15 protein-coding genes are annotated in these 19,910 nt (G+C 48.6%); 6 read left to right on the forward strand and 9 right to left on the reverse strand.

Going from position 1 to position 19,910, the window contains the following annotated elements; genetic code table 11:
• Nucleotides 1-14: 14 nt before the first annotated feature.
• On the reverse strand, nucleotides 15-179 hold the full coding sequence (locus PHQ97_06050; protein MDD4392295.1) for a hypothetical protein: 165 nt from the start codon (nucleotides 177-179) through the stop codon (nucleotides 15-17).
• 440 nt (nucleotides 180-619) lie between these two features.
• Here PHQ97_06050 and PHQ97_06055 point away from each other — a divergent pair, with 440 nt between their 5' ends.
• Nucleotides 620-1,609 (forward strand): GDP-mannose 4,6-dehydratase, encoded by a 990-nt coding sequence (locus PHQ97_06055; GenBank protein ID MDD4392296.1) that lies wholly within the window; start codon nucleotides 620-622, stop codon nucleotides 1,607-1,609.
• A 434-nt stretch (nucleotides 1,610-2,043) separates the two neighbouring features.
• Here PHQ97_06055 and PHQ97_06060 read toward each other — a convergent pair whose 3' ends face one another.
• Genes PHQ97_06060 through PHQ97_06080 form a run of 5 tightly spaced genes read right to left on the reverse strand, consistent with a single transcriptional unit; the run spans nucleotide 2,044 to nucleotide 5,294 of the window.
• On the reverse strand, nucleotides 2,044-2,682 hold the full coding sequence (locus PHQ97_06060) for a histidinol phosphate phosphatase domain-containing protein (GenBank protein ID MDD4392297.1): 639 nt from the start codon (nucleotides 2,680-2,682) through the stop codon (nucleotides 2,044-2,046).
• Between the two features lie 54 nt (nucleotides 2,683-2,736).
• Entirely contained in the window at nucleotides 2,737-3,234 is a 498-nt protein-coding gene (locus PHQ97_06065) for a bifunctional nuclease family protein (GenBank protein MDD4392298.1), read from the reverse strand.
• On the reverse strand, nucleotides 3,224-4,648 hold the full coding sequence (gene miaB / locus PHQ97_06070) for a tRNA (N6-isopentenyl adenosine(37)-C2)-methylthiotransferase MiaB (protein MDD4392299.1): 1,425 nt from the start codon (nucleotides 4,646-4,648) through the stop codon (nucleotides 3,224-3,226). The genes PHQ97_06065 and miaB overlap by 11 nt, the downstream gene beginning before the upstream one ends.
• On the reverse strand, nucleotides 4,648-5,076 hold the full coding sequence (locus PHQ97_06075; protein ID MDD4392300.1) for a hypothetical protein: 429 nt from the start codon (nucleotides 5,074-5,076) through the stop codon (nucleotides 4,648-4,650). Before PHQ97_06075 ends, miaB begins: the two co-directional genes overlap by 1 nt.
• Nucleotides 5,040-5,294 carry a DUF4911 domain-containing protein gene (locus PHQ97_06080; protein MDD4392301.1) on the reverse strand — a complete coding sequence of 85 codons (255 nt, stop codon included), beginning with the start codon at nucleotides 5,292-5,294 and terminating at the stop codon, nucleotides 5,040-5,042. Before PHQ97_06080 ends, PHQ97_06075 begins: the two co-directional genes overlap by 37 nt.
• Nucleotides 5,295-5,579: 285 nt before the next feature.
• Here PHQ97_06080 and recJ point away from each other — a divergent pair, with 285 nt between their 5' ends.
• From recJ to PHQ97_06095, 3 genes are all read left to right on the forward strand, one after another.
• Nucleotides 5,580-7,304 (forward strand): single-stranded-DNA-specific exonuclease RecJ, encoded by a 1,725-nt coding sequence (gene recJ / locus PHQ97_06085; protein ID MDD4392302.1) that lies wholly within the window; start codon nucleotides 5,580-5,582, stop codon nucleotides 7,302-7,304.
• Between the two features lie 148 nt (nucleotides 7,305-7,452).
• Complete coding sequence (locus PHQ97_06090) at nucleotides 7,453-7,878, forward strand: hypothetical protein (protein MDD4392303.1); 426 nt, start codon at nucleotides 7,453-7,455, stop codon at nucleotides 7,876-7,878.
• The gene (locus PHQ97_06095; protein MDD4392304.1) at nucleotides 7,875-8,888 is read left to right on the forward strand and encodes an MBL fold metallo-hydrolase; all 1,014 of its coding nucleotides are present in this window, start codon (nucleotides 7,875-7,877) and stop codon (nucleotides 8,886-8,888) included. Before PHQ97_06090 ends, PHQ97_06095 begins: the two co-directional genes overlap by 4 nt.
• 268 nt (nucleotides 8,889-9,156) lie before the next feature.
• Here the strand turns inward: PHQ97_06095 and PHQ97_06100 are convergent, their stop codons facing one another.
• Both PHQ97_06100 and PHQ97_06105 read right to left on the reverse strand, forming a co-directional pair.
• Entirely contained in the window at nucleotides 9,157-12,855 is a 3,699-nt protein-coding gene (locus PHQ97_06100; GenBank protein ID MDD4392305.1) for a pyruvate carboxylase, read from the reverse strand.
• A 136-nt stretch (nucleotides 12,856-12,991) separates the two neighbouring features.
• Complete coding sequence (locus PHQ97_06105) at nucleotides 12,992-13,879, reverse strand: biotin--[acetyl-CoA-carboxylase] ligase (protein ID MDD4392306.1); 888 nt, start codon at nucleotides 13,877-13,879, stop codon at nucleotides 12,992-12,994.
• 746 nt (nucleotides 13,880-14,625) lie between these two features.
• Here PHQ97_06105 and PHQ97_06110 point away from each other — a divergent pair.
• Both PHQ97_06110 and PHQ97_06115 read left to right on the forward strand, forming a co-directional pair.
• A complete protein-coding gene (locus PHQ97_06110) occupies nucleotides 14,626-14,967 on the forward strand; it encodes an inorganic pyrophosphatase Ppa (protein MDD4392307.1) in 342 nt (113 codons plus the stop codon).
• A 353-nt stretch (nucleotides 14,968-15,320) separates the two neighbouring features.
• Nucleotides 15,321-17,111, forward strand: a complete 1,791-nt coding sequence (locus tag PHQ97_06115) for a SpoIIE family protein phosphatase (protein MDD4392308.1) — start codon at nucleotides 15,321-15,323, stop codon at nucleotides 17,109-17,111.
• 455 nt (nucleotides 17,112-17,566) lie between these two features.
• On the opposite strand, the gene ftsH is transcribed toward PHQ97_06115, so the two are convergent.
• Nucleotides 17,567-19,384: an ATP-dependent zinc metalloprotease FtsH gene (ftsH, locus tag PHQ97_06120; protein MDD4392309.1), complete on the reverse strand. Its 1,818-nt coding sequence runs from the start codon at nucleotides 19,382-19,384 to the stop codon at nucleotides 17,567-17,569.
• Nucleotides 19,385-19,910: the final 526 nt, after the last annotated feature.

Genomic DNA, 19,910 nt, shown 5'->3' on the forward strand with positions numbered 1-19,910 from the left:
CATGCCCGCAACCGCTAGTCGGTCCCGCCTCTGAAATCGTCACACGGCTCATCTTTATCGCTAAGCCGTTCATGCTCCGCCCATTCAGGTGCTTTTTTGCAGATATCAAGTTTGTTTGCGGGTTCTTCTTTAGATTCTTTTTTTTTCTTCTGTACCTTTTTCTCTTTTTTTTGTTCCATGGCAACCTCCTTTGACATAAATTTAATCAAAAAATGGAAATTTTCATACTGTCAAATTACACCGGCCACATTCCCCCGGAGCTGATATAATTTCCATCCGATGAAAACAGAATTTATGGGCGGACACTAAGCAGCGAAACTTAGCTGCTGGAAAAGGCAGGAAGATCAATCTGTGATTGTACCCTTAAGATGAAAACCGGATGAGACCACAATTAAAAACTACCTTTTGCGGTCTAATATTGTCAAGACATATTCCTGGCCGTCTCCGGGGCAGGGATTTAAATAATAAGTTGCTTATCATTCATCTATCGTATAAAAAATACTTTTCAAAAAAACCAACTCGGGACAGGACATACCAGCCAACCGATCCACTTGGCCCGAATTCACTGTTTTTAAAATAATTCATGCAATTTAATTTTATTGAAAGGCGGCTATATTATATGAGAGTTTTAATCACCGGAGGGGCAGGCTTTATCGGTTCGCATCTGGCCGAAGCATATCTGGAAAATGGTCATGAAGTGTATGTTATCGATGATCTTTCAACCGGATCTCTTGATAATATCAGCCACATCCAGAAAAACCCGCGCTTCAATCAACGGTTTTTCGTTCATATCGACACCATTTTCAACCAGGACCTCCTGCTGGAGCTGACCGGCATTTGCGATATCGTATTTCATATGGCTGCCGCCGTGGGTGTGCGCTATATCCTGGAGCATCCGCTTGAATCGATTACCACGAATATTCAAGGTACAGAAAAAGTATTGGAGATATGCTCAAAATTCAAAAAAAAGGTGCTAATCGCTTCTTCATCCGAGGTTTATGGAAAACATCTTCATGCCCCGTTAGTGGAAACAGACAATATTATTTACGGACCCTCCAGTAAATTCCGATGGAGTTATGCCGCTTCCAAACTGATGGATGAATTTACCGCACTGGCCTATTACCGTACCAAAGGATTGCAGGTGATCATCTCCAGGTTGTTTAATACCGTAGGCCCCAGACAGACCGGCGCATACGGCATGGTCATCCCCCGACTGGTTTCCCAGGCGATAAACAATGAGCCCCTGACCGTATATGGTGACGGCCGTCAAAGCCGGACGTTTACCGATGTCAAAGATGTGGTCAAATCGTTCATGGCCCTTATGAAAACCGACACTGCATTTGGGCAGGTGTTCAACATCGGGGGAACCGAAGAAATTACGATTGCTGCCCTTGCCGAAAAAATCATTCAGATGACCGGATCGGCATCCGCTGTACAGTTGATCCCCTATGAAGATGTCTTTGACAAAGATTTTGAAGACATGCAGCGACGGGTGCCAGACATAGAAAAACTTGAAGCCGCCATCGGATTCAAACCCGAAAACGGCTTGGAGTCCATCCTGAAGAACGTGATCACTTATTACAGAGGAAAAGGAACGATAAGGGAGTAAAAGGGTGTAAGGTGTAGGGTGTAAGGTGTAGGGTGCAAGGTGTAGGGTGCAAGGTGTAGGGTGTAGGGTGTAGGGTGCAAGGTGTAGGGTGTAAGGTGTAGGGTGTAGGGTGCAAGGTGTAGGGTGTAGGGTGTAGGGTGTAGGGTGTAAGGTGTAAGGTGTAGGGTGTAGGGTGTAGGGTGTAGGGTATAGGGTGTAAATAGCTGATACACTAGTTCTGCTGAAAGGCCACTTACTTTCTGTTTTCTGTTTTCTGTTTTCTGTTTTCTGTTTTCTGTTTTCTGTTTTCTGCCTACTGCTTACTGCTTACTGCTTACTGCTTACTGCTTACTGCCTACTGCTTACTGCTTACTGCTTACTGCCTACTGCTTACTGCTTACTGCTTACTGCTTACTATTTACTGCCCACTGCCTACTCCCTACTGTTTTCATGCGTCATTCGCAGAGCAAAGCGGCATTTTTCTGCATCCGGTAAAAATCATCCTCGGTCAGTCCTGCCCCGCGCACGATTCGTTTTGCCTGGCTGTCATCGATCAGATCTCCCGGTTCATGGGAATCTGTATTGATTAACAGTTTTGCCCCGACTTTTCGGGCAAGACCGGCAACATGCCCGTTGGTCAATGAATGGCCCTTTCTGGCGGATATCTCCAGAAAAATTCCTTTATCCCTGGCAAGAACCATTTCTTCTTCGGTAATCAGCCCCGGATGAGCCAATATATCGACCCCGGCATCCAGCGCAGCACGATTGGTGCCCGGGGCCACAGGTTCCGCAATGGTTTCGCCGTGAACGACAACTATCGACGCCCCGAGCTGCCGGGCCTTTTGGACAGCATTTGAAATCAGGGGGGGAGGAACATGGGTTATCTCGATACCGGCAATGACCTTTATCGGCAAAACGCTGTTGAGTTCTTCAGCCACTGCCCTCATTCTCGGAATAATAAAATCCATATTGGACAGATCCCCATGATCGGTAATTCCAATGATCGTTATCCCCTTAACCTGCGCTCTTCTGACCAGCTCCGACGGAATTAACACCCCATCGCTGAAAATTGAATGTGTATGAAGATCAATCATAATATCGAAAACCCTTTTCCGTTCAAAACGGTTACAGCTGTCGGCTGTCAGCCATCAAATCTTATATTTCCCGAAATCGTCTGAAGACATGGTTGAAAGGTACTCGGCCCATTTTTTCCCTTCCTCGCTTTTATCAGCGATTTCCCCTTTATTATTTTCAGATGCGGATTTCTCAACGACTGTATCGTCCACATAAATGGGGGCTTCAAACCGAAGGGCAATGGCGATGGCATCGCTGGGACGGGCATCCATACTGAAAGACTCCTCGCCGGACATAAAATGGATCCTCGCATAGTAGGTGTTATCCGCAAGATCACAGACTTCGACCCTGTCCACATTCATATGGACCCTGTCCATCAAATTTTTAAACAAATCGTGGGTCATGGGGCGATCAAACTTTATATTCTGAAGAACCGTTGCAATGGATGTGGCTTCGAACAGTCCGATCCAGATGGGAATGGAAACATCCTGATCGTCCAGTTTTAAAATGATAATCGGCGTATTGGAGGCAGGATCTATGGTCATCCCCGCGATGCTCGCTTTATGCAGCATAATAACCGTCTTCTCCTTCCACTTCCGTCAGTTTAAGTTCTTCTTCAACCGGCTGTCCCCACAGCGAATGGGAACACGCCTTTTGAATACGGATATACATCAATTTACCGGTTAGGTCTTCATCGGCGGCACGGCAACTGTCCTTTACCGAAAAATTGACAATCTTGTTGCCGGATGAACGGCCCGACCATTGAATATCCTGAAATTCCTCTTTCAAATTCGAAAGGGGTTGTTTTTTACTCAGCCCTTCGACAAGTACCTGCTGAATTGTCCCGACCAGTGCTTCATGTTTCCGTACCGTGATCTCCTCCTGCAATTCAAGCAGTCGATGCAGTCTTTCATTTTTTTCGTCATCCGGGATTTTATCCGGATAATCAGCAGCCGGGGCATTGGGGCGATCTGAATATTTAAAGACAAACAGGCTGTCATATTCAACGGTTCTTACCAAATCCAGCGTCTGCTCAAAATCGTCACGGCTTTCACCCGGAAAACCAACGATAAAATCCGATGAAATAGCGATATCCGGACATACCGCCCGTAATTTTTGCACTTTTTCAAGATATGTTTCCCGGGTGTATTTTCGGTTCATCCGCTTTAAAATCTGATTGGAGCCGGACTGCACCGGCAAATGAAAGTGTTTACACAACCTGTCAAGATCCCTGAACGCACAAATCAGCTCCGCCGATAAATCCTTCGGGTGAGAGGTGGTGAATCTGACCCTTGACAGGCCCTCGATATGACAGACGCGTTCCAGCAACTCAGGAAAAGAGCACAGATGTTCTTTTTTGCCGTAGCTGTTGACATTCTGTCCCAGCAGCGTCACCTCTCTGGCTCCGGAGGCAACTGCCTGCCGGATCTCTTTGACAATATTATCCGGCTTCCGGCTGTTTTCTCTGCCCCTCACATAGGGCACAACACAGTACGTACAGAAATTATCACACCCCTGCATGATGGTGACAAACCGGGATACCCCTTCGTTATCCCCGGCAGCCAGCACCAGGTGGCTTTCATCGATCACATCTGACATCTCAACAGCCACAACCGGCTCCCGTAGTAATTCAACCTGCCGGATCAGCCCGGACAAACGGCTTATGGCATGTGTGCCGAACACAAGATCGACATGCGGCATTCGCTCCAGAATTTTTTTACCCTCCTGCTGTGCCACACACCCTCCCACAGCGATGATCAGGGAAGGTTTTCTCCGTTTCAAACTTGCCAGCCGGCCCAGAAAACTGAATACTTTCTGCTCAGCCTTTTCACGAATCGCGCAGGTATTGGATATTATCAAATCAGCCTGTTCCGGAGATGAAACCTGCCGGTAACCTTGCAAAGCCAACTGCTTAACCATTTGCCCGGAGTCATAGACGTTCATCTGACATCCGATAGTATGGATATACAAATTTCGATTTTTCATTAATCTGACGTCAACACCTTTCCATGAATTTGAAGCTGTTTAATATCCCGGAGTTCGATTCTGATATTACCAAATGCAGATGTGCCAAAGCATACGGTATGTTTTTCCATCAAAATTTCAATCGATTTTGCGTCTTTCAGAGATAGCCGGCACTTGAGGGTTTGATCGCCGGAAAAAAACGATATCGAATCGATCCTGTCAAAATCAACGGATATGTCTGCCTTGCCGAACTTACCCGTAACATAAGTATGACCGTCCATAGAAAATTTTTCAAGATCAATTGAGACATCGGACTGGTCGATCATCGTAACAGAATAATTTTCCCCCGGATCAGGAATGTTCAGCAACGCGTTGTCGCCCATATTCCCCATCCCGAGCGTAAAAAAAGCCGTCAGTAGAATAAATCCGCAGATCCATTTTTTAAACATGGCATTCCCTGTGAATGAAGGGTTTCAATTAAAATATCTTTCCCAAGGCCTTCGAGAATCATCTCCACATCATCTTCGCATCCCGATGCAATGCGGATCACAACGATTCCCCGCCGGGAATCAATTGTCGTCATTATGGCCATACCATCATAGCCTTCCAGAATAAACCGCAGCAGGCATATCTCTCTCCGGTCAACGCGATAATATTTCCGTATCATCTCCAAAGTTTTCTGGTTCCTTTCAGTTTATCCGGATGCGGTGTGAACTTTTTTCAACCGTGGAAGAATCCGGCTCAAAGCTTAAGACTGAAGCCTGAAGCTCACGCCACAAATATTTTTCGTTGAGGGGTAAAATATCATTTTACCTCTTGATATAGCAATACCAAATTCCCGGTTTCACGGCATGGAAGCCTTGAAGATTCTGAGAATCCATCCAGCCCCATGTTTTTAAACATACTGAAATTAAGTATTGTCCTGAACCTGATAATAGTATATTGCGCAAGGATGAAAACCAAGTGGCGCATATTGGAACCTGACAGACAATCGACTCAAAAACTGTGTGAAACACTGCATTTCAGCCCCGTCACAGCTGCGATTCTTGCAAATCGACATATAATGAACGAAGCGCACGCATGGCGCTATCTGAACGCCGACCTGAATCATCTGCGGCCGCCTTTTCCCATTAAGGATATAAATAAAGCCACCGAGCGTATTGTCAAGGCAATTCTGGGCAGAGAACATATCCTGATCTTCGGAGACTATGACGTGGACGGCGTTACATCCACGGCCGTGCTTCTCGATTTTTTCCGGCATACGGGCACTGACGTTTCATATTACATACCGCACCGGATTCATGAAGGCTACGGCCTTCAGGAACAGCATATTTTCAATTATGCGCTGCCACATCACATTGATCTGATCATTACCGTAGATTGCGGATCGAGCAGCCACGCATCGGTCATTGCGGCAAATCGTAACGGAATTGATGTCATCATCACCGACCATCATCAAATTGCAGACGACCTTCCTCCTGCACTGGCAGTTGTCAACCCGAAGCGATCTGACTGCACAGCCGGTTTTGAACACCTTGCCGGAGTTGGCGTCGCCTTTTATCTGTTGATCTGTCTGAGAAAAAAATTACGGGACATCAACTTCTGGCATACCCGGCCGGAGCCAAACCTGAGGCAGTATATGGATCTTGTCGCTCTGGGTACGGTAGCCGATGTAGTTCCTCTGGTAAAAGAAAACCGCATCATGGCAAAATCAGGTCTGGATATCATCCATTCGGAGCACCGTTGCGGGATTAAGGCCCTCATTGAATGCTGCCGTATCGGAATAAATTCTGCCGACTGTGATGATATCGGCTACAAGCTTGCCCCCCGGCTGAATGCTGCCGGCAGGCTTGATCATGCGACCATGGCGGTTGAACTGCTCACAACCCTTCAGGCTGAGACCGCACGGCAAATCGCTCATCAGCTCGACAGACTGAACGAGAAGCGGCAGACAACCGAAAAAAAAGTCTACCAGCAGATTCTCGACCATCTGGATGCCAATCCCCATCTTGTCAAAATGCATACGCTGGTTTTATCTGATGCTCACTGGCATGAAGGCATCCTGGGGATTGTCGCCTCTCGATTAGCCAACCGGTTTTTCCGCCCGACCGTATTGATTTCGACCAAAAGCGGGATCGGAAAAAGCTCGGCACGAAGCATACCCGGTGTGAATTTACATCAGATGTTGTCACTGTGCGCCAGCCGGCTGGAACAATATGGGGGTCATCCCATGGCGGCAGGTCTTAGGATTAAACCGGAAAATATCGACCTGTTTGCTCAGGACTTTGAACGTACCGTCCGGGAAATGACCTGCCCGGAAGACTTTACCCGGGAGATTATCATCGATTATGACCTTGACTTCGAAGATATCAGCGACACGTTAATGAATGAGCTGGAGCGGTTGAAACCATTTGGCGAAGGCAACCCGGAACCGCTGTTCATGGCAACCCATATCGATGTATTATCAAGCAGAATAGTGGGGGGCAAGCATTTGAAAATAATGTTGAAAAAAGCCGGAAATTCCGAAAGCAAACCATTTAACACGATCTATTTCAATGCCGATATCAGCAGACCGTTTCCCGATCATTTAGACAAGATCGCATTTCACCTGCGCTGGAACCAGTTTAAAGGCCAAAAAAGCATTCAGCTGGTCATTGAAGAGGCCCTGGAACCATAATGTTATTGAAAAAATCATCCTTCTGGTTTAAAAAGGTGCCTCAACATTTCCCTTGCAATCAATATGGGTTAAAATTATGATAATCAAAAAGAATAATAATAAATATTACAACTTGTCAGAAAGAACTATATCGAAAAGGTGAGCACTTATGGCAAAGGTATTTCGCACAAGCAACAGAGAATCATCGATACTGTCAAAAATTGAATCTTCAAAAGAACATGCCAGACGAACGGCAATCCATAACGTCAAAGACTGTATGGAGACGTTGAGCAATTCAATCGCCACAAAGCTGATTGAAAACAAATTCATAGAAACAACCAATAAGCAGGGGGTTGAAGAGCAGATCCAGATCTGTCTGGACAAACTGACCCGTGCGGAAGATTTTGATATTGATTATCAGATCGCCCCCTTGAGAAATCTGGTACCCAATCCTCATGTCGTCAGCCTTTATGTAACTGCATTTGTAGTGGAAAAGCTCCTGGATAATAAATACGTCATTGACATTTTCGGATCGGATGAAGAAATATACTTTACCATAAACAAGCAAGTCAACAAACTCATGCCCCAGGAATGAATCCGTTGCTTCATCCCCGGCTGATCAATTCACCGTTTGATGACCCCGGACTATTTGTAAGCCTTTCTTTCGAAAAACGGGCCTTTCTTTTCGATTTGGGGGATGTCGGTTCACTTTCAGCCCGGGACGCATTGAAAATCAGTCATGTATTTATCAGCCATACCCACATGGACCATTTTATCGGGTTTGACCAGCTGATCCGGCTGTTTCTGGGTCGGGAAAAGACCCTTTATATCTATGGCCCTCAGGGGTTTTTATCCAATCTGGAAGGAAAACTTGCCGGCTACTGCTGGAATCTGGTCGACCATTATGATACCCGGCTGATATTGCATGCCACTGAAATTCATCCGGCGTATATCATCTCAAAGCAATATCCGTGCAGAAACAAATTTATCCCGATCCTTCCGGAAGAAAAACATCCATTTAACGGGACCCTGCTGAAAGAACCCGTACTGGCCGTTTCCTCGATCATACTGAATCACGGTACCCCCTGCCTGGGATTTTCTCTCAAAGAACGATTCCATGTCAATATCATGAAAGACAAAGTCGATGAGCTGGGTCTGGCGATCGGTCCATGGCTGAGGGAATTTAAGCAGGCGCTGTACAGCCACCAGGACCCCGAATCGACTTTTGAAATAACCTGTAAAACCGGTCCCGCCGGTCTTCACCGGGTTGAACGCTTTGTGCTTAAAGACCTGACCGAGCGGATTGCCCTGATTACCCCTGGCCAGAAAGTGACGTATATCACGGATGTAGGCGGCACCCCATCCAATATGAAAAAAATCATCGAATTTGCGAAAGATTCGGATCACCTGTTTATCGAAGCGGCATTTCTTCATCAACACGAAAATATCGCCAGGGATAAATTTCACCTGACCGCCAGGCAGGCAGGCACACTCGCAAAAAAAGCAGGCGCCAGACAATTTTCCATATTCCATTTTTCACCCCGGTACACCGACCAGGGGGAACTGCTTCAGGAAGAAGCAATGGCGGCGTTCTTAGGGGAGTAGGGAGTAGGGAGTAGGAAGTAAGCAGTGAACAGAGGGGAAAAACAGATCGATCAAATACTGAGATCGGGAAACAGTTAAGAGCAAAGCGGCGCTGGCAAACGATCTCTGACCATCAGCTATCAGCTTTTTTACGCTCCCTACTGCTTACTGCCTACTGCTTACTGCCTACTGCTTACTCCCTACTGCTTACGCCCTACTCTATCAGTCATCTGTCGCCCAGCCCGCCGAGGCATCCCCGACGGACTATACGTTTCTTCATTCTACAATTCTACAGGTCCGATTCGACTTTTTGTCCGCAATAGGGGCAGAACCTGCTTTCTTCCAGAGTAATGGGATGTTTGCACGTCGGGCAGACTTTGGGGGTCGGCATCAGTTCCACAAGGAGTTCACCTTCACGGACCGGAACCATTTTTTTATCTTCGGGATAATCGGCAAATTTTAACACCCGCTTTACAACGGCATTCACTCGTGAATGAACCGCTTTTTCCTGTTTCATGATGGAGATGTTAAATAAATCCTCACCGGCCTTGACCATATCACCGGCCTTCACATACATGATCCACAGGTCACCGTTGCCGGGGGCACCGATATGATAGGGATTATCCGGGTCAGCCTTTTCAAACAACGACTCACCTTTTCCGGTCGCCTCCGCGACCTTGACCGACTGGGTAAACACTTCCGAATCCAGAGAATATCGGACCAGGCTGATGCCCTGTTCATCGGGCCGGGACAAATGCAGCAACACGAAATAATGAAGTTTACCGTGAAGGTCTCTGAAATACAATTCCCCCCCCCGCTTCAACCCTTCAAACCACACCTCCGGAGGCAGGCAGTTCTGATCACCGAATTTTCTTTTAAATTCGATCGTTTTTAACGCATCCGCCGGATGGTTCAGGTACATGACCAGTTCTTCACGACTGGGGTCGCGTTCTAAATGATCCGCCAGGTTTCTCCGTTCTGCTTCAACATCGATGTCCACCAGTGCCGCCAGGGGGGAGGCTTCAATGCGTGTGAGCAGGGCGGTTTTATATTCCGGGCCGAATGCGCTTTCATATACCCAGTCTGACGGAAATCCAAGCGGCAGGCGGCCGAACCGGCCCAGCAGCAGCTGCCGGAATGCATCGTTGCTGTCTTTGTACAAATCCAGTCGTTCCTGTTTCATTTCCTCCGGCAGATCCGCTTCCGGCGTGCTGACAACGGTAGCCAGCACATTGAGCATGCGTCGAACCGCTTTTTCACCGCCCTGTTTGTAAACGCTGGTTACGGCCAGAAATGCGGTATTCCAAGTAATCTGAGAGCCCGGTGTCACGTCATGATACCGGACAATTTTGCGGGTACCTTCCAGGAACTTCAGCATATAGGGCAGCAGATGAATATAGCCCTGTTTCATGGCCCCTTCCTGGGATGATGAGGCAGCACCGCCCGGCATGCCGTGTTCGACCACTTCATAATCAATCCCCTGAAAATACGGCGCCACATACCGGTCATAATACGGCATGATCTGTTTCAGCACAAAACCGCAGTTTTGAATCATCTCCTTGTTCAGATTGGTCTTGAGCCCCAGCTCCTGCTCCATGTAAGCGGCCGTTGAGAGCACCTCGCCCTGACCGTACCATCTGACGGCGGCGCCAATTGCCGTATCCACTATATTTGCGCCCGCCTGGGCAGCGGCTCCGACTGCCGGAACAAAAAGCCCGTCTGTCGAATGCCGGTGATAATGAATCACCAGCGCAGGATAAGCTTTTCGAATCGTCTTCACCAGCTCCCGGATAAATCGCGGGGGACAGACTCCGGCCATATCTTTGAGACCCAGAATTACGATCTTTTCGGCTTTTTTTTCAGAAACTCCGCTGACCTTCGACACCATGTCGATAATTTCTTCCACAACTTTCATATAATGTGCCACATCAAATCCGGGCGCATAAGATACGGCTATCGCCGGCTCAAAAATATTTGCCCTTGAATTCAAAACCACCTCGGCAAAGGGCCTCATGTTTTCGATATGATTTAAAAAGTCAAAGCACCGGATCACATCATAGTACTCACAGATCATCTCACCGGTCAGGCGCATCAGATTGGCGGGCTGGGGTTTGTACCCCAGCACATTGGTAGACCGGACCAGTATCTGCTTTGAGGTTTTTGGAGCAAACTGATTCCATTCCCTGGCTTCGGAAAACGGATAGGTCATATTGGCCATCATCGCCACATGAAAATGCGCCCCGCCACCGGTCTCCAGCGAGAAAAATCCGCAGTTGTCCAGATAAGGGCCGATGAGCCGGTCTTCAGCCAGCCGAAAGCGGTTCCCGCTGTTTGACTGGGTAATATCCCGTGTGGTGGTGTCCGTAAAATGGACGTACCCGGAGTCCCTGACAAAATCCAGCATCTCGTCCCGGTTTCCCCGGGGATAGGGACTGACATATTCCAGCGGATCCATCCGGGGCAGGACCGGTTCAAATCCGTCCATACGCTTATCGTTACGGTCACGATATTTGCCGAGCTGAATATACGGGTTGTACCCTCTTGCAGATAAATCCGCCACCAGGTGAGCCAGGCGCAAAGGTTCCGGCTCTTTATCCAGGTAGTTCATCAATTCCGGTGTATTGGCCACAAAATTGGTATCATAGTCGCCGCTCCGAAACCGGGGATGATGAATGATCTGCTGATGAAAGGGAATTGTGGTTTTAAGGCCGGCAAGCGTATATTCCCTCAGTGCCCGGTCCATGATGCCAAGGACTTTGGGCCAGCTTTTCCCGTATGTGATCAACAGCGACGCGGCCGAATCATACTGGGAGGGGAATTCATACCCTGCCATGATGCAGGAGTCCACCCGAACCCCCTGGCCCACTGAAGACTGGTACCGGGTAATGAGCCCCGCATTGGGAGAAAAATTGTTCTGAGGATCTTCACAGTTGACTCTGACCTGCATGGCATTGAGAAAGGGTCTGGTATTTTCTTCATTAAACCGGAGCTCGGATCCAAACGAGATGGCAATCTGCTCCTCCACCAGATCCAGGCCATAGCGGCATTCAGTAATGCCGTGCTCCACCTGCAGCCGCGTGTTGACTTCAATCAGATACGGGTTGCCGTCCCGGTCCACCAGGAATTCAACGGTTCCCAGAGAATGATATCCCACGGCTTTAACAAGCTTGATAGAATAGTCTTTAAGCCGCTGCCGAAGCTCCGGCGTCATTTTAGGCCATGGAGAGGGGGTGATTTCCACCAGCTTCTGATGGTTCCGCTGAACCGTACAATCCCTTTCATCAAACGCGAATACATTGCCGTATTTGTCTGCAATAACCTGGATTTCAATGTGCCGGATCGATGTCAGCAGTTTTTCCACGAACAGCCTGGGGTTTCCAAAGGAAGCCTGAGCAAATACAGCCGCTTTGGAAAACGCATCTTCAAGCTGATCTTCACGAAATATTTCATAAATCCCCCGACCGCCGCCTCCCCCCTCGGCCTTGAGCATGACCGGAAAACCCATCTCACGCGCAATTTTTCCGGCTTCTTCAAACGTCACGGCGCCATCCGAGCCGGGCACGATCGGAATATCCAGCTTCCTGGCCAGATTCCGGACCGCCACTTTATTGCCGAGAAACCGCATGGCATCATACCCGGGTCCGATAAAGATAATTCCGGCCTCCTCGCATTTGGCAGGAAACGAATCATCCTCCGAAGCAAAGCCCCAGCCGGGATGAATGGCAATGATCCCCATGGCCTTTGCCTTGGAGATAATCATGTCGATATCCAGATAGGCCCGGTGATTTTCTCCCAGCAACAGCAAATCATATGCGCCATTGGTAAACGGGGCGGTTTTGTCAATATCGGTTGCCGTCAATACCGGAACCGCCTGCAGCACCTCACAAATAGATCGAATAATCCGTCGGGCCGGTATCCCCCTGTTCGCGACCAGGATCTTCTGATCCCTGATTTCTTCAACAACCTGCTCAAATGTTTTCTTTACCATCAATTCATATTCTCCATTAATTTAGTATCATAGATTTTTTATCGGGTATGGGCCATCGATGATGGCGTGGCCTTGACACATATCACGGTCAGGCATCGGTTTTCCTGGTCTCCGATCTCCGGTCTCTGACCTCCGATTACCCGTCCGTCACGGGTATTATACTGCCCGAATAAATGATCTTTTCCGATTTTCCGCGGGAAAGCCGTAAGCCGCCGTCACCCGCCAGGCCTGTAATATACCCGGTCAATGGCGCTTCGCTGTCGATTACCCGGACCGGAGAGTCTTTAAATGCCAGAAGCGGTTCAACCTGACTTAAAAAATCTGACGTATCCTGCCTCTCCGTTATATGATTGCAGGCAATCCGGCCATGGCTGATAAATTCCTGCCATAATCCCGCAACAGGTCCGGAGGGTATTATCCCTCTTAAATTTGCACTTGCGAATACATTTTCTTTTCGCATCCGGTCTGTTTCCGGACTGGAAAATGTATTCAGCCCGATGCCTACGATCGTTTTGCCTTTTTTCTTCTCCGCAAGGATGCCGCCGACTTTTTTCCCCTCCAGCAACAGGTCATTCGGCCATTTCAACCTTAAAAAAACACCCCTCCCGGCCATAAACCGTATCATCAGATACCCGGCCATTATGGGAATCAGATTTTCCCATGGACCGTAAGTTTCAGGCCAGCTCAGGGCGGCGTAAAGATTCCCCGGAGGAGAAATCCAACCCCGCTCCATCCGGCCTCTGCCGGCCCACTGGGAGCCGCATAGAACAGAGGCCCAGTCAGGAAAAAGCCCCTGTTTTTGAAGATACCAGGCCACATCCAGGCTTGAAGAACATTCATGGCATAAAACGAGCCAGTCCCCTTTAATCCGTGCTAACCGCTCATGGACATGTTCACCATCGGTAACGCAGACGTCCACCGGCAGTTCGGAAACCATGTGCCCTGGCACATCACCTGATTTCCCGTCGCCCTGAAAGGGGTTTATTAACTGTTTGATCGTCTGATTTAGAAAGATTAAGGGCATCGTAACCCCCCGTCGGAATTTAACAAGCAAATTCAACCGCAAATACGGGCCGCAACAGTCAGCGTCTCAACGTTTTATATCGAATACGAATTTCTTCAGCGATTATCTTGCTGAATTATTAATGTTATCTGAATAATGAGTAACGCCTGAGGACGGACTATCGGGGATTTTCGAATAATATCGAACAAAGGGCATGAAATTAAGAATAAATAAAACCACGGTTTCTTTTTCTGAATAACGACCCGGTATCTGTAATTATCATAAGTAGAATCGAATCATGGTTTTTATATCCATTGAACATACAACAGAGGGAACAACCGTTCTGTTGCCCGCCCGATCCGGCTGGCTGTTGAGCCGATTCACGCCATATACGGATTAAATGTCTCATTTTAACGGGTTACCATACTATTCAAACGGATTTTTTGTCAATAAAAATACCTTCCGGATGAACCGCACGCTGATATCAGCTCTTTCCGGATTTAAATATTCAGGATTCAACCCCCCTGTGACAATCCATCCTTTTCTTTACAATACATTTCGAAATGTGTAATTTGATAATAGCTTTTATTGAATCAGCGCCCTGCGGACGGACTGAGGGCCGCTGTCGCTGTTATGATCAAGCCCGATAAATTTAACACAAAAAAGCAGCGTCGCGGAAAATAATATTTGTCCGAAGATTGTATTTTTCCCGGAGATCTTGCTCAGCCGGACCATTTTCCCCCGTTGAGAATCAAGGAGACGAACCTATGCCGATCACTCAATTGCTTCAGGAATCCGAAAAATTTGAACTCCAGTCCTACAGAAAACCGACAGATATAAAAATCCTTCGGAAAACCCATGTTCCGTTTTCCGGTTCCCCGATAAAACATCCCTATGACAATGACAAAGTCATTTTGATTGCGGACCCATACAGTACCAATACATTTTGGTATGAATTCAAAACAGAAGATATCTCTTTTGTGGAAGAACTGCCTAATATTGTGGACATTGACGGCAATACCGTTATCATGGCCCGGGTATGGGTACACAAGCTGAAAGTCGGGGTTCGATGCACGCCGTTTATTGTTGAAGATACCACATTAAAATAGCGCCCTTGCGGGCGGGTTGAGGACCGCTATCGCTTGAGGAGCACTTCGTTTGAGGCAAAAATGGAAATTCCCATACCATTTAATGTCCGTCCAGAAATGAGATAGTTTTTTCAAGTTCAAGGAAGGCGAAGATTTTAACCGGAGGAATACATTGAGCATTTCGAGGATTAAAATCTGAGCCTGACGCAGAAATTGGGAAAAATAGCCATTTCTGGATGGACACTGTTTAATTGCCCAACGTTGTCGGGAGCTTGCATTGCAGACGGCAGCTTCCCCCCTGAACGGCCTGGAACTGCAACATTCCCGGCTTTTGAAACGCCGGGGTAATGCTCGGGGGATGAGGAATCGGTGTAATGATACAGCCCAAAAGCCTGCAGCAACGGCTGGATTTTTTTCTGCTGTTTCCCATTGCCATATTGTTGTTTGCCATGGGAACGATGGGTTTTCTGTACGCAAGGAGCAGTCTGATCGCCCAGTGGAAGGAAGCCGCGGTTTTAAAGCTCCAGCGAGCCGCGCATCAGGTTGATATGCGCCTGGCACGCCCGAAGGAATGGATGCAGATGTTCCATAAATTATCGGGCAGCCCGCATGCGCTGATCATTCAGCAATCGATTATCAATCAGCTCAAAGATTCTCCGGGCGTTGAGCAGGTAAAATTCAGTCTGTACGAAACCCTTTCAGGAAAACCGGAAAATTTCCGTCCAGAAAAATCAGACGAATCAGGGACACCGGAAAAACCCGGCAAATTGGATATCACCCCGCCGGTCTATGATTCAATCCTGGACCACGAAACCGTCTCGCTTGTTTCAGACCTGGTCGATGAGACCGGACAGTCCATCGGAAGACTTGAGGTGGTATTGGATTTCGCCTATTTATTTGAACATATTCTCACTTCCAGCTGGTGGCAGGGGGATAAGGCGTTTCTGGTGGACAGCAAGGGAAGAATCCTCACCTGTACGGTACCCGGAGGAAGAACCCAGTTTTGCGAGACCGCCATTGAGCACGAAACGTTCCGGGCCATGAAAGAAAACCCGTATGGAACCGTGCTCGGCCCGGGCCATCCTCCCCGGGAGGTCAGCGGATTCTGCAGACTGATCGAGGCGCCCTGGAGTATTGTCATCATCGCGCCGGGTGAAAAAATTCTGTCCCCGATCCTGCGGTTACGGACCTTCTACTTTATCACCTCGACCGGTTTTATCCTTTTGATTCTCTTGTTGATCCGAATGGTTACCCATCGGACGGTGTCATCGATCAAAACCGTGTCCAGAGCCGCGGAACAAATCGCACAGGGCCGATTCGGCCCCCCGCTGCCGGTTAAATCCCGGGATGAGGTCGGGGAGCTGACCATCAGCTTCAATACCATGCTGGGTCAGCTGGAGGAACGGCTCCGGCTCAAGGAAGCCATGGATCTGGCCATGGAAGTGCAGCAGAATCTGCTTCCACCCAAAGCCATCAAATTTGAAAATCTTGAAATTTTCGGCAAATCCATTTATTGCGATCAAACCGGCGGGGATTATTTCGATCTGCTTCAATTTTCCGAAATGGGCAGGGGGCGGATCGGCATTGCGGTTGGCGATGTCGTGGGCCATGGAATTGAAGCCGCGCTTCTGATGACAACCATCCGGGCATTGCTCAGATGCAGAGTCACACAACCGGGCGGCCTGTCCCATATCATCACGGATGTAAACCGGCTCCTGTACCTGGATACGACCGCCACCGGCAGTTTCATGTCGCTGTTTTTCATCCTGATCGATTCGGAACAAAACCGGCTGCGCTGGGTCCGGGCAGGCCATGATCCGGCGATCGTATATGATATATCTTCGGACACATTCTCCGAACTTCGCGGCGAGGGTATCGTGCTGGGGGTCGATCATACCTGGAAATATAAGGAATATACGTATGAAAAATGGCTCAGCAACAGGATCATCCTGATCGGAACGGACGGAATCTGGGAAACCCGGAATCCCGAGCAGGAAATTTTCGGCAAAGACCGCCTTCGCCGGATTATCCGACAGCAGCATCAGGAGCGTCCCGATAAAATAATTGACGCCGTCACCCGGGCTCTGGATGAATTCAGACGGACTGAGAAACAGGAAGATGATATCACGCTGGTTATCTTGAAGGGGGGAAGGACTGAGGGATGAGGTTGGGGAGCGTAGTGAGTAGTCAGTACGCAGTAGGGTGCAGGGTAAAAAAGGGTTGAGGGTCGAGGGGTGAGGGTTATCGACCTCTGACTTCTGACTATTTCATTCTCACGCGTCGCGCGCGTAAAAGCTTTCCATGATTGTAACATATTCCTTAACGTCGTCCTTTCAGGACTCATGCCCGTTAATCAATTCAACCGGTGGTTGAAACCACCGGCTATACGACTCAACCCCTGTCGGGGTTCCTGTTGCTATCAATTCCGTTTAACACCCCGGTGTTTGACATAACCAATTTCCCCGTCCTCTGTGCTCTGCGTTCATTGCGTCTCGAACAAAGCGGACGGTGCAACTTCTTTTTTTGCGCCTTTGCGCCTTTGCGTGAGACATTTTATAAACCAGTTATTAAAAATCCGCCCTCCGACCTCTGACCTCTGACCTCTGTTTTTTTAAGCTCCCTACTCCCTACTCCCAGCTCCTTCCCCCATAATCTCCCGAAGCTCGTCTCCTTCAATTTTTTCTTTTTCCAGCAGCAGTTTGACCGCTTTTTCGAGAACGTCCCGCCGTTGTTTCAATATATCCAGGGCTACGGCGTATTGGCCGCTGATAATATCCTGGATCTCATCATCGATCTGCCGGGCGGTGGCTTCGCTGTACTCCGATGGGCCTTCCATGGGCGTGTTGAAAAACGGCCCTCTTTTCTCATGGGCAAAATAGACCTGCCCCAGTTTTGTGCTCATTCCATATTCTCTGACCATGCTCCGGGCGATGTCCGTGGCTTTGGATAAATCGTTATGCGCGCCGGTGGAAATATCTTCGAAAATGATCTCTTCAGCGGCACGGCCTCCCAGAAGGCCCGCGATTTTATTGAGCAGTTCGGTCTTTTTCATCAGAAACCGGTCCTCGGTCGGCACCTGCATGGTATAGCCCAGCGCCGCAATCCCCCTGGGGATGATGGAAATTTTCTGCACCGGGTCCGTACCCGGCAGCGACAGGGACACAATGGCATGGCCCAGTTCATGATAGGCCACGATCTTTTTTTCTTCCGGGTTGATCAGGCGGTTCTTTTTCTCAAGCCCGCCCATGACCCGCTCAATGGATTCTTCAAACTCGGGCATCTCGACCACCGTCTTTTTTCTCCGGACCGCCAGCAGGGTGGCCTCATTGACCAGATTGGCCAGATCCGCGCCCACCATACCCGAGGTCATTGCCGAAAGTTTTTCGATATCCAGATCCGGTACGGCTTTTACATTTTTTAAGTGAACCTTCAGGATATCCTCCCTGCCCTTTTTATCGGGCCGGTCCACCAGAATCTGGCGGTCAAAACGCCCTGGCCGGAGCAGGGCCGGGTCCAGTATTTCCGGCCGGTTGGTTGCGGCCATCAAAATCACGCCCACCTGCGGATCAAACCCGTCCATCTCCACCAGCAGCTGGTTCAGGGTCTGCTCCCGCTCATCATGGCCGCCGCTCATTCCAAGGCCCCGGGCCTTGCCCAGCGCATCCAGTTCATCGATAAAGATGATGCAGGGGGCTTTTTCCTTGGCCTGGTTAAACAGATCCCTCACCCGGGCCGCGCCCAGTCCCACAAACATTTCCACAAATTCCGACCCGCTCATGCTGAAAAAGGGCACATGGCTTTCACCGGCTACGGCCTTTGCCAGCAGGGTCTTTCCGGTGCCGGGAGGGCCCACCAGCAAAATCCCCCGGGGAATTTTTCCCCCGAGCGCTGTAAACTTTCCCGGTTCCTGTAAAAATTCAATCACCTCCATGAGTTCCTGTTTGGACTCATCGACCCCGGCGGCATCATCAAACGTGACCCCGATTTCATCCTGCATGTAAATTTTTGACTTGTTTTTGCCGATCATCATAAACCCTGGCTGCTGGCCCTGCATGCGCTTGATCATAAAATACCATATGCCGACAAACACGAATATGGGAAACACCCAGGAAAAAAGATCCCGGAAAAAGGTGGACTCGACCTCCCCTTTAAAGGTTACATTATACTCCTGCAGGAGCCTGGACACTTCCGGGTCCACCCGGATGGTCTTAAACAGCTTCCCCTTGCCGTCCGGATCATCGGCCGTTCTCATTTTCCCCTGAATCTGGTTTTCAGTCACCGCCACCTCGGTCACCGCATGGGTCCGCAGCAGTTCCAGAAACCGGCTGTAGGGGATGGTTTCAATGGACATCGCGGTAAATAAAAGGTTCTGGATGATCAGCACGACCCAGATACCGAGCAGTACGTACCACATTGAAAATTTATGCTGCTTTTCCATAGGCTCTCCCTGTGTTCAGAGGTCAGATGACAGATGACAGAAGTCGAATTTCAATCAGCTGGTTTTATTAAAAGTCTCACGCAAAGGCGCAAAGATGATTTATGACTGAGAATGAGACTGCCAAAGTAGCTGTTGATGTGGCGTACCATATTTATAAAAAGACCATTCAAACAAGCCCCTTGCCGAAGAATTCTAAAACTCGGCAGCAGAAGGTGACGTTAACGATCTTTAATCTTTTTTTGCGCCATTGCGCCTTTGCGTGAGAATAAAATCTACCGGAAGGAATTTTTAACGTATCTGGTTTAAATTTACGGCAATTTTATGGGTATGTCAAAAAATTTGGGCCTTGAAAGCTAAATCCCGAAAAACCCGGATACGATAAATTGAGAAAAAAAGTTCCTATAACTCGATGATCCAGTTTTTTTAAATTGACATAAAACGAAGTGCAAAAAAAAGAGGCCGGTCAATCCGATAGTATAAGGAATCCTTTCAAAGGAAACCTCTCATCATACCGGTTGGCCGACCT

It is taken from the genome of Desulfobacterales bacterium (genome assembly GCA_028704555.1).
Taxonomy (GTDB): domain Bacteria; phylum Desulfobacterota; class Desulfobacteria; order Desulfobacterales; family JAQWFD01; genus JAQWFD01.

What these genes read in the sequence shown, in the direction of transcription:
- PHQ97_06105 (MDD4392306.1), bottom strand. Translation starts at nt 13,879, where the DNA reads ATGCCCTTAATCTTTCTAAATCAGACGATCAAACAGTTAATAAACCCC.
- PHQ97_06115 (MDD4392308.1), top strand. Translation starts at nt 15,321, where the DNA reads ATGATACAGCCCAAAAGCCTGCAGCAACGGCTGGATTTTTTTCTGCTG.
- PHQ97_06110 (MDD4392307.1), top strand. Translation starts at nt 14,626, where the DNA reads ATGCCGATCACTCAATTGCTTCAGGAATCCGAAAAATTTGAACTCCAG.
- PHQ97_06075 (MDD4392300.1), bottom strand. Translation starts at nt 5,076, where the DNA reads ATGTTTAAAAAATGGATCTGCGGATTTATTCTACTGACGGCTTTTTTT.
- PHQ97_06095 (MDD4392304.1), top strand. Translation starts at nt 7,875, where the DNA reads ATGAATCCGTTGCTTCATCCCCGGCTGATCAATTCACCGTTTGATGAC.
- PHQ97_06050 (MDD4392295.1), bottom strand. Translation starts at nt 179, where the DNA reads ATGGAACAAAAAAAAGAGAAAAAGGTACAGAAGAAAAAAAAAGAATCT.
- miaB (MDD4392299.1), bottom strand. Translation starts at nt 4,648, where the DNA reads ATGAAAAATCGAAATTTGTATATCCATACTATCGGATGTCAGATGAAC.
- PHQ97_06060 (MDD4392297.1), bottom strand. Translation starts at nt 2,682, where the DNA reads ATGATTGATCTTCATACACATTCAATTTTCAGCGATGGGGTGTTAATT.
- PHQ97_06065 (MDD4392298.1), bottom strand. Translation starts at nt 3,234, where the DNA reads ATGCTGCATAAAGCGAGCATCGCGGGGATGACCATAGATCCTGCCTCC.
- PHQ97_06080 (MDD4392301.1), bottom strand. Translation starts at nt 5,294, where the DNA reads ATGATACGGAAATATTATCGCGTTGACCGGAGAGAGATATGCCTGCTG.
- recJ (MDD4392302.1), top strand. Translation starts at nt 5,580, where the DNA reads ATGAAAACCAAGTGGCGCATATTGGAACCTGACAGACAATCGACTCAA.
- ftsH (MDD4392309.1), bottom strand. Translation starts at nt 19,384, where the DNA reads ATGGAAAAGCAGCATAAATTTTCAATGTGGTACGTACTGCTCGGTATC.
- PHQ97_06055 (MDD4392296.1), top strand. Translation starts at nt 620, where the DNA reads ATGAGAGTTTTAATCACCGGAGGGGCAGGCTTTATCGGTTCGCATCTG.
- PHQ97_06090 (MDD4392303.1), top strand. Translation starts at nt 7,453, where the DNA reads ATGGCAAAGGTATTTCGCACAAGCAACAGAGAATCATCGATACTGTCA.
- PHQ97_06100 (MDD4392305.1), bottom strand. Translation starts at nt 12,855, where the DNA reads ATGGTAAAGAAAACATTTGAGCAGGTTGTTGAAGAAATCAGGGATCAG.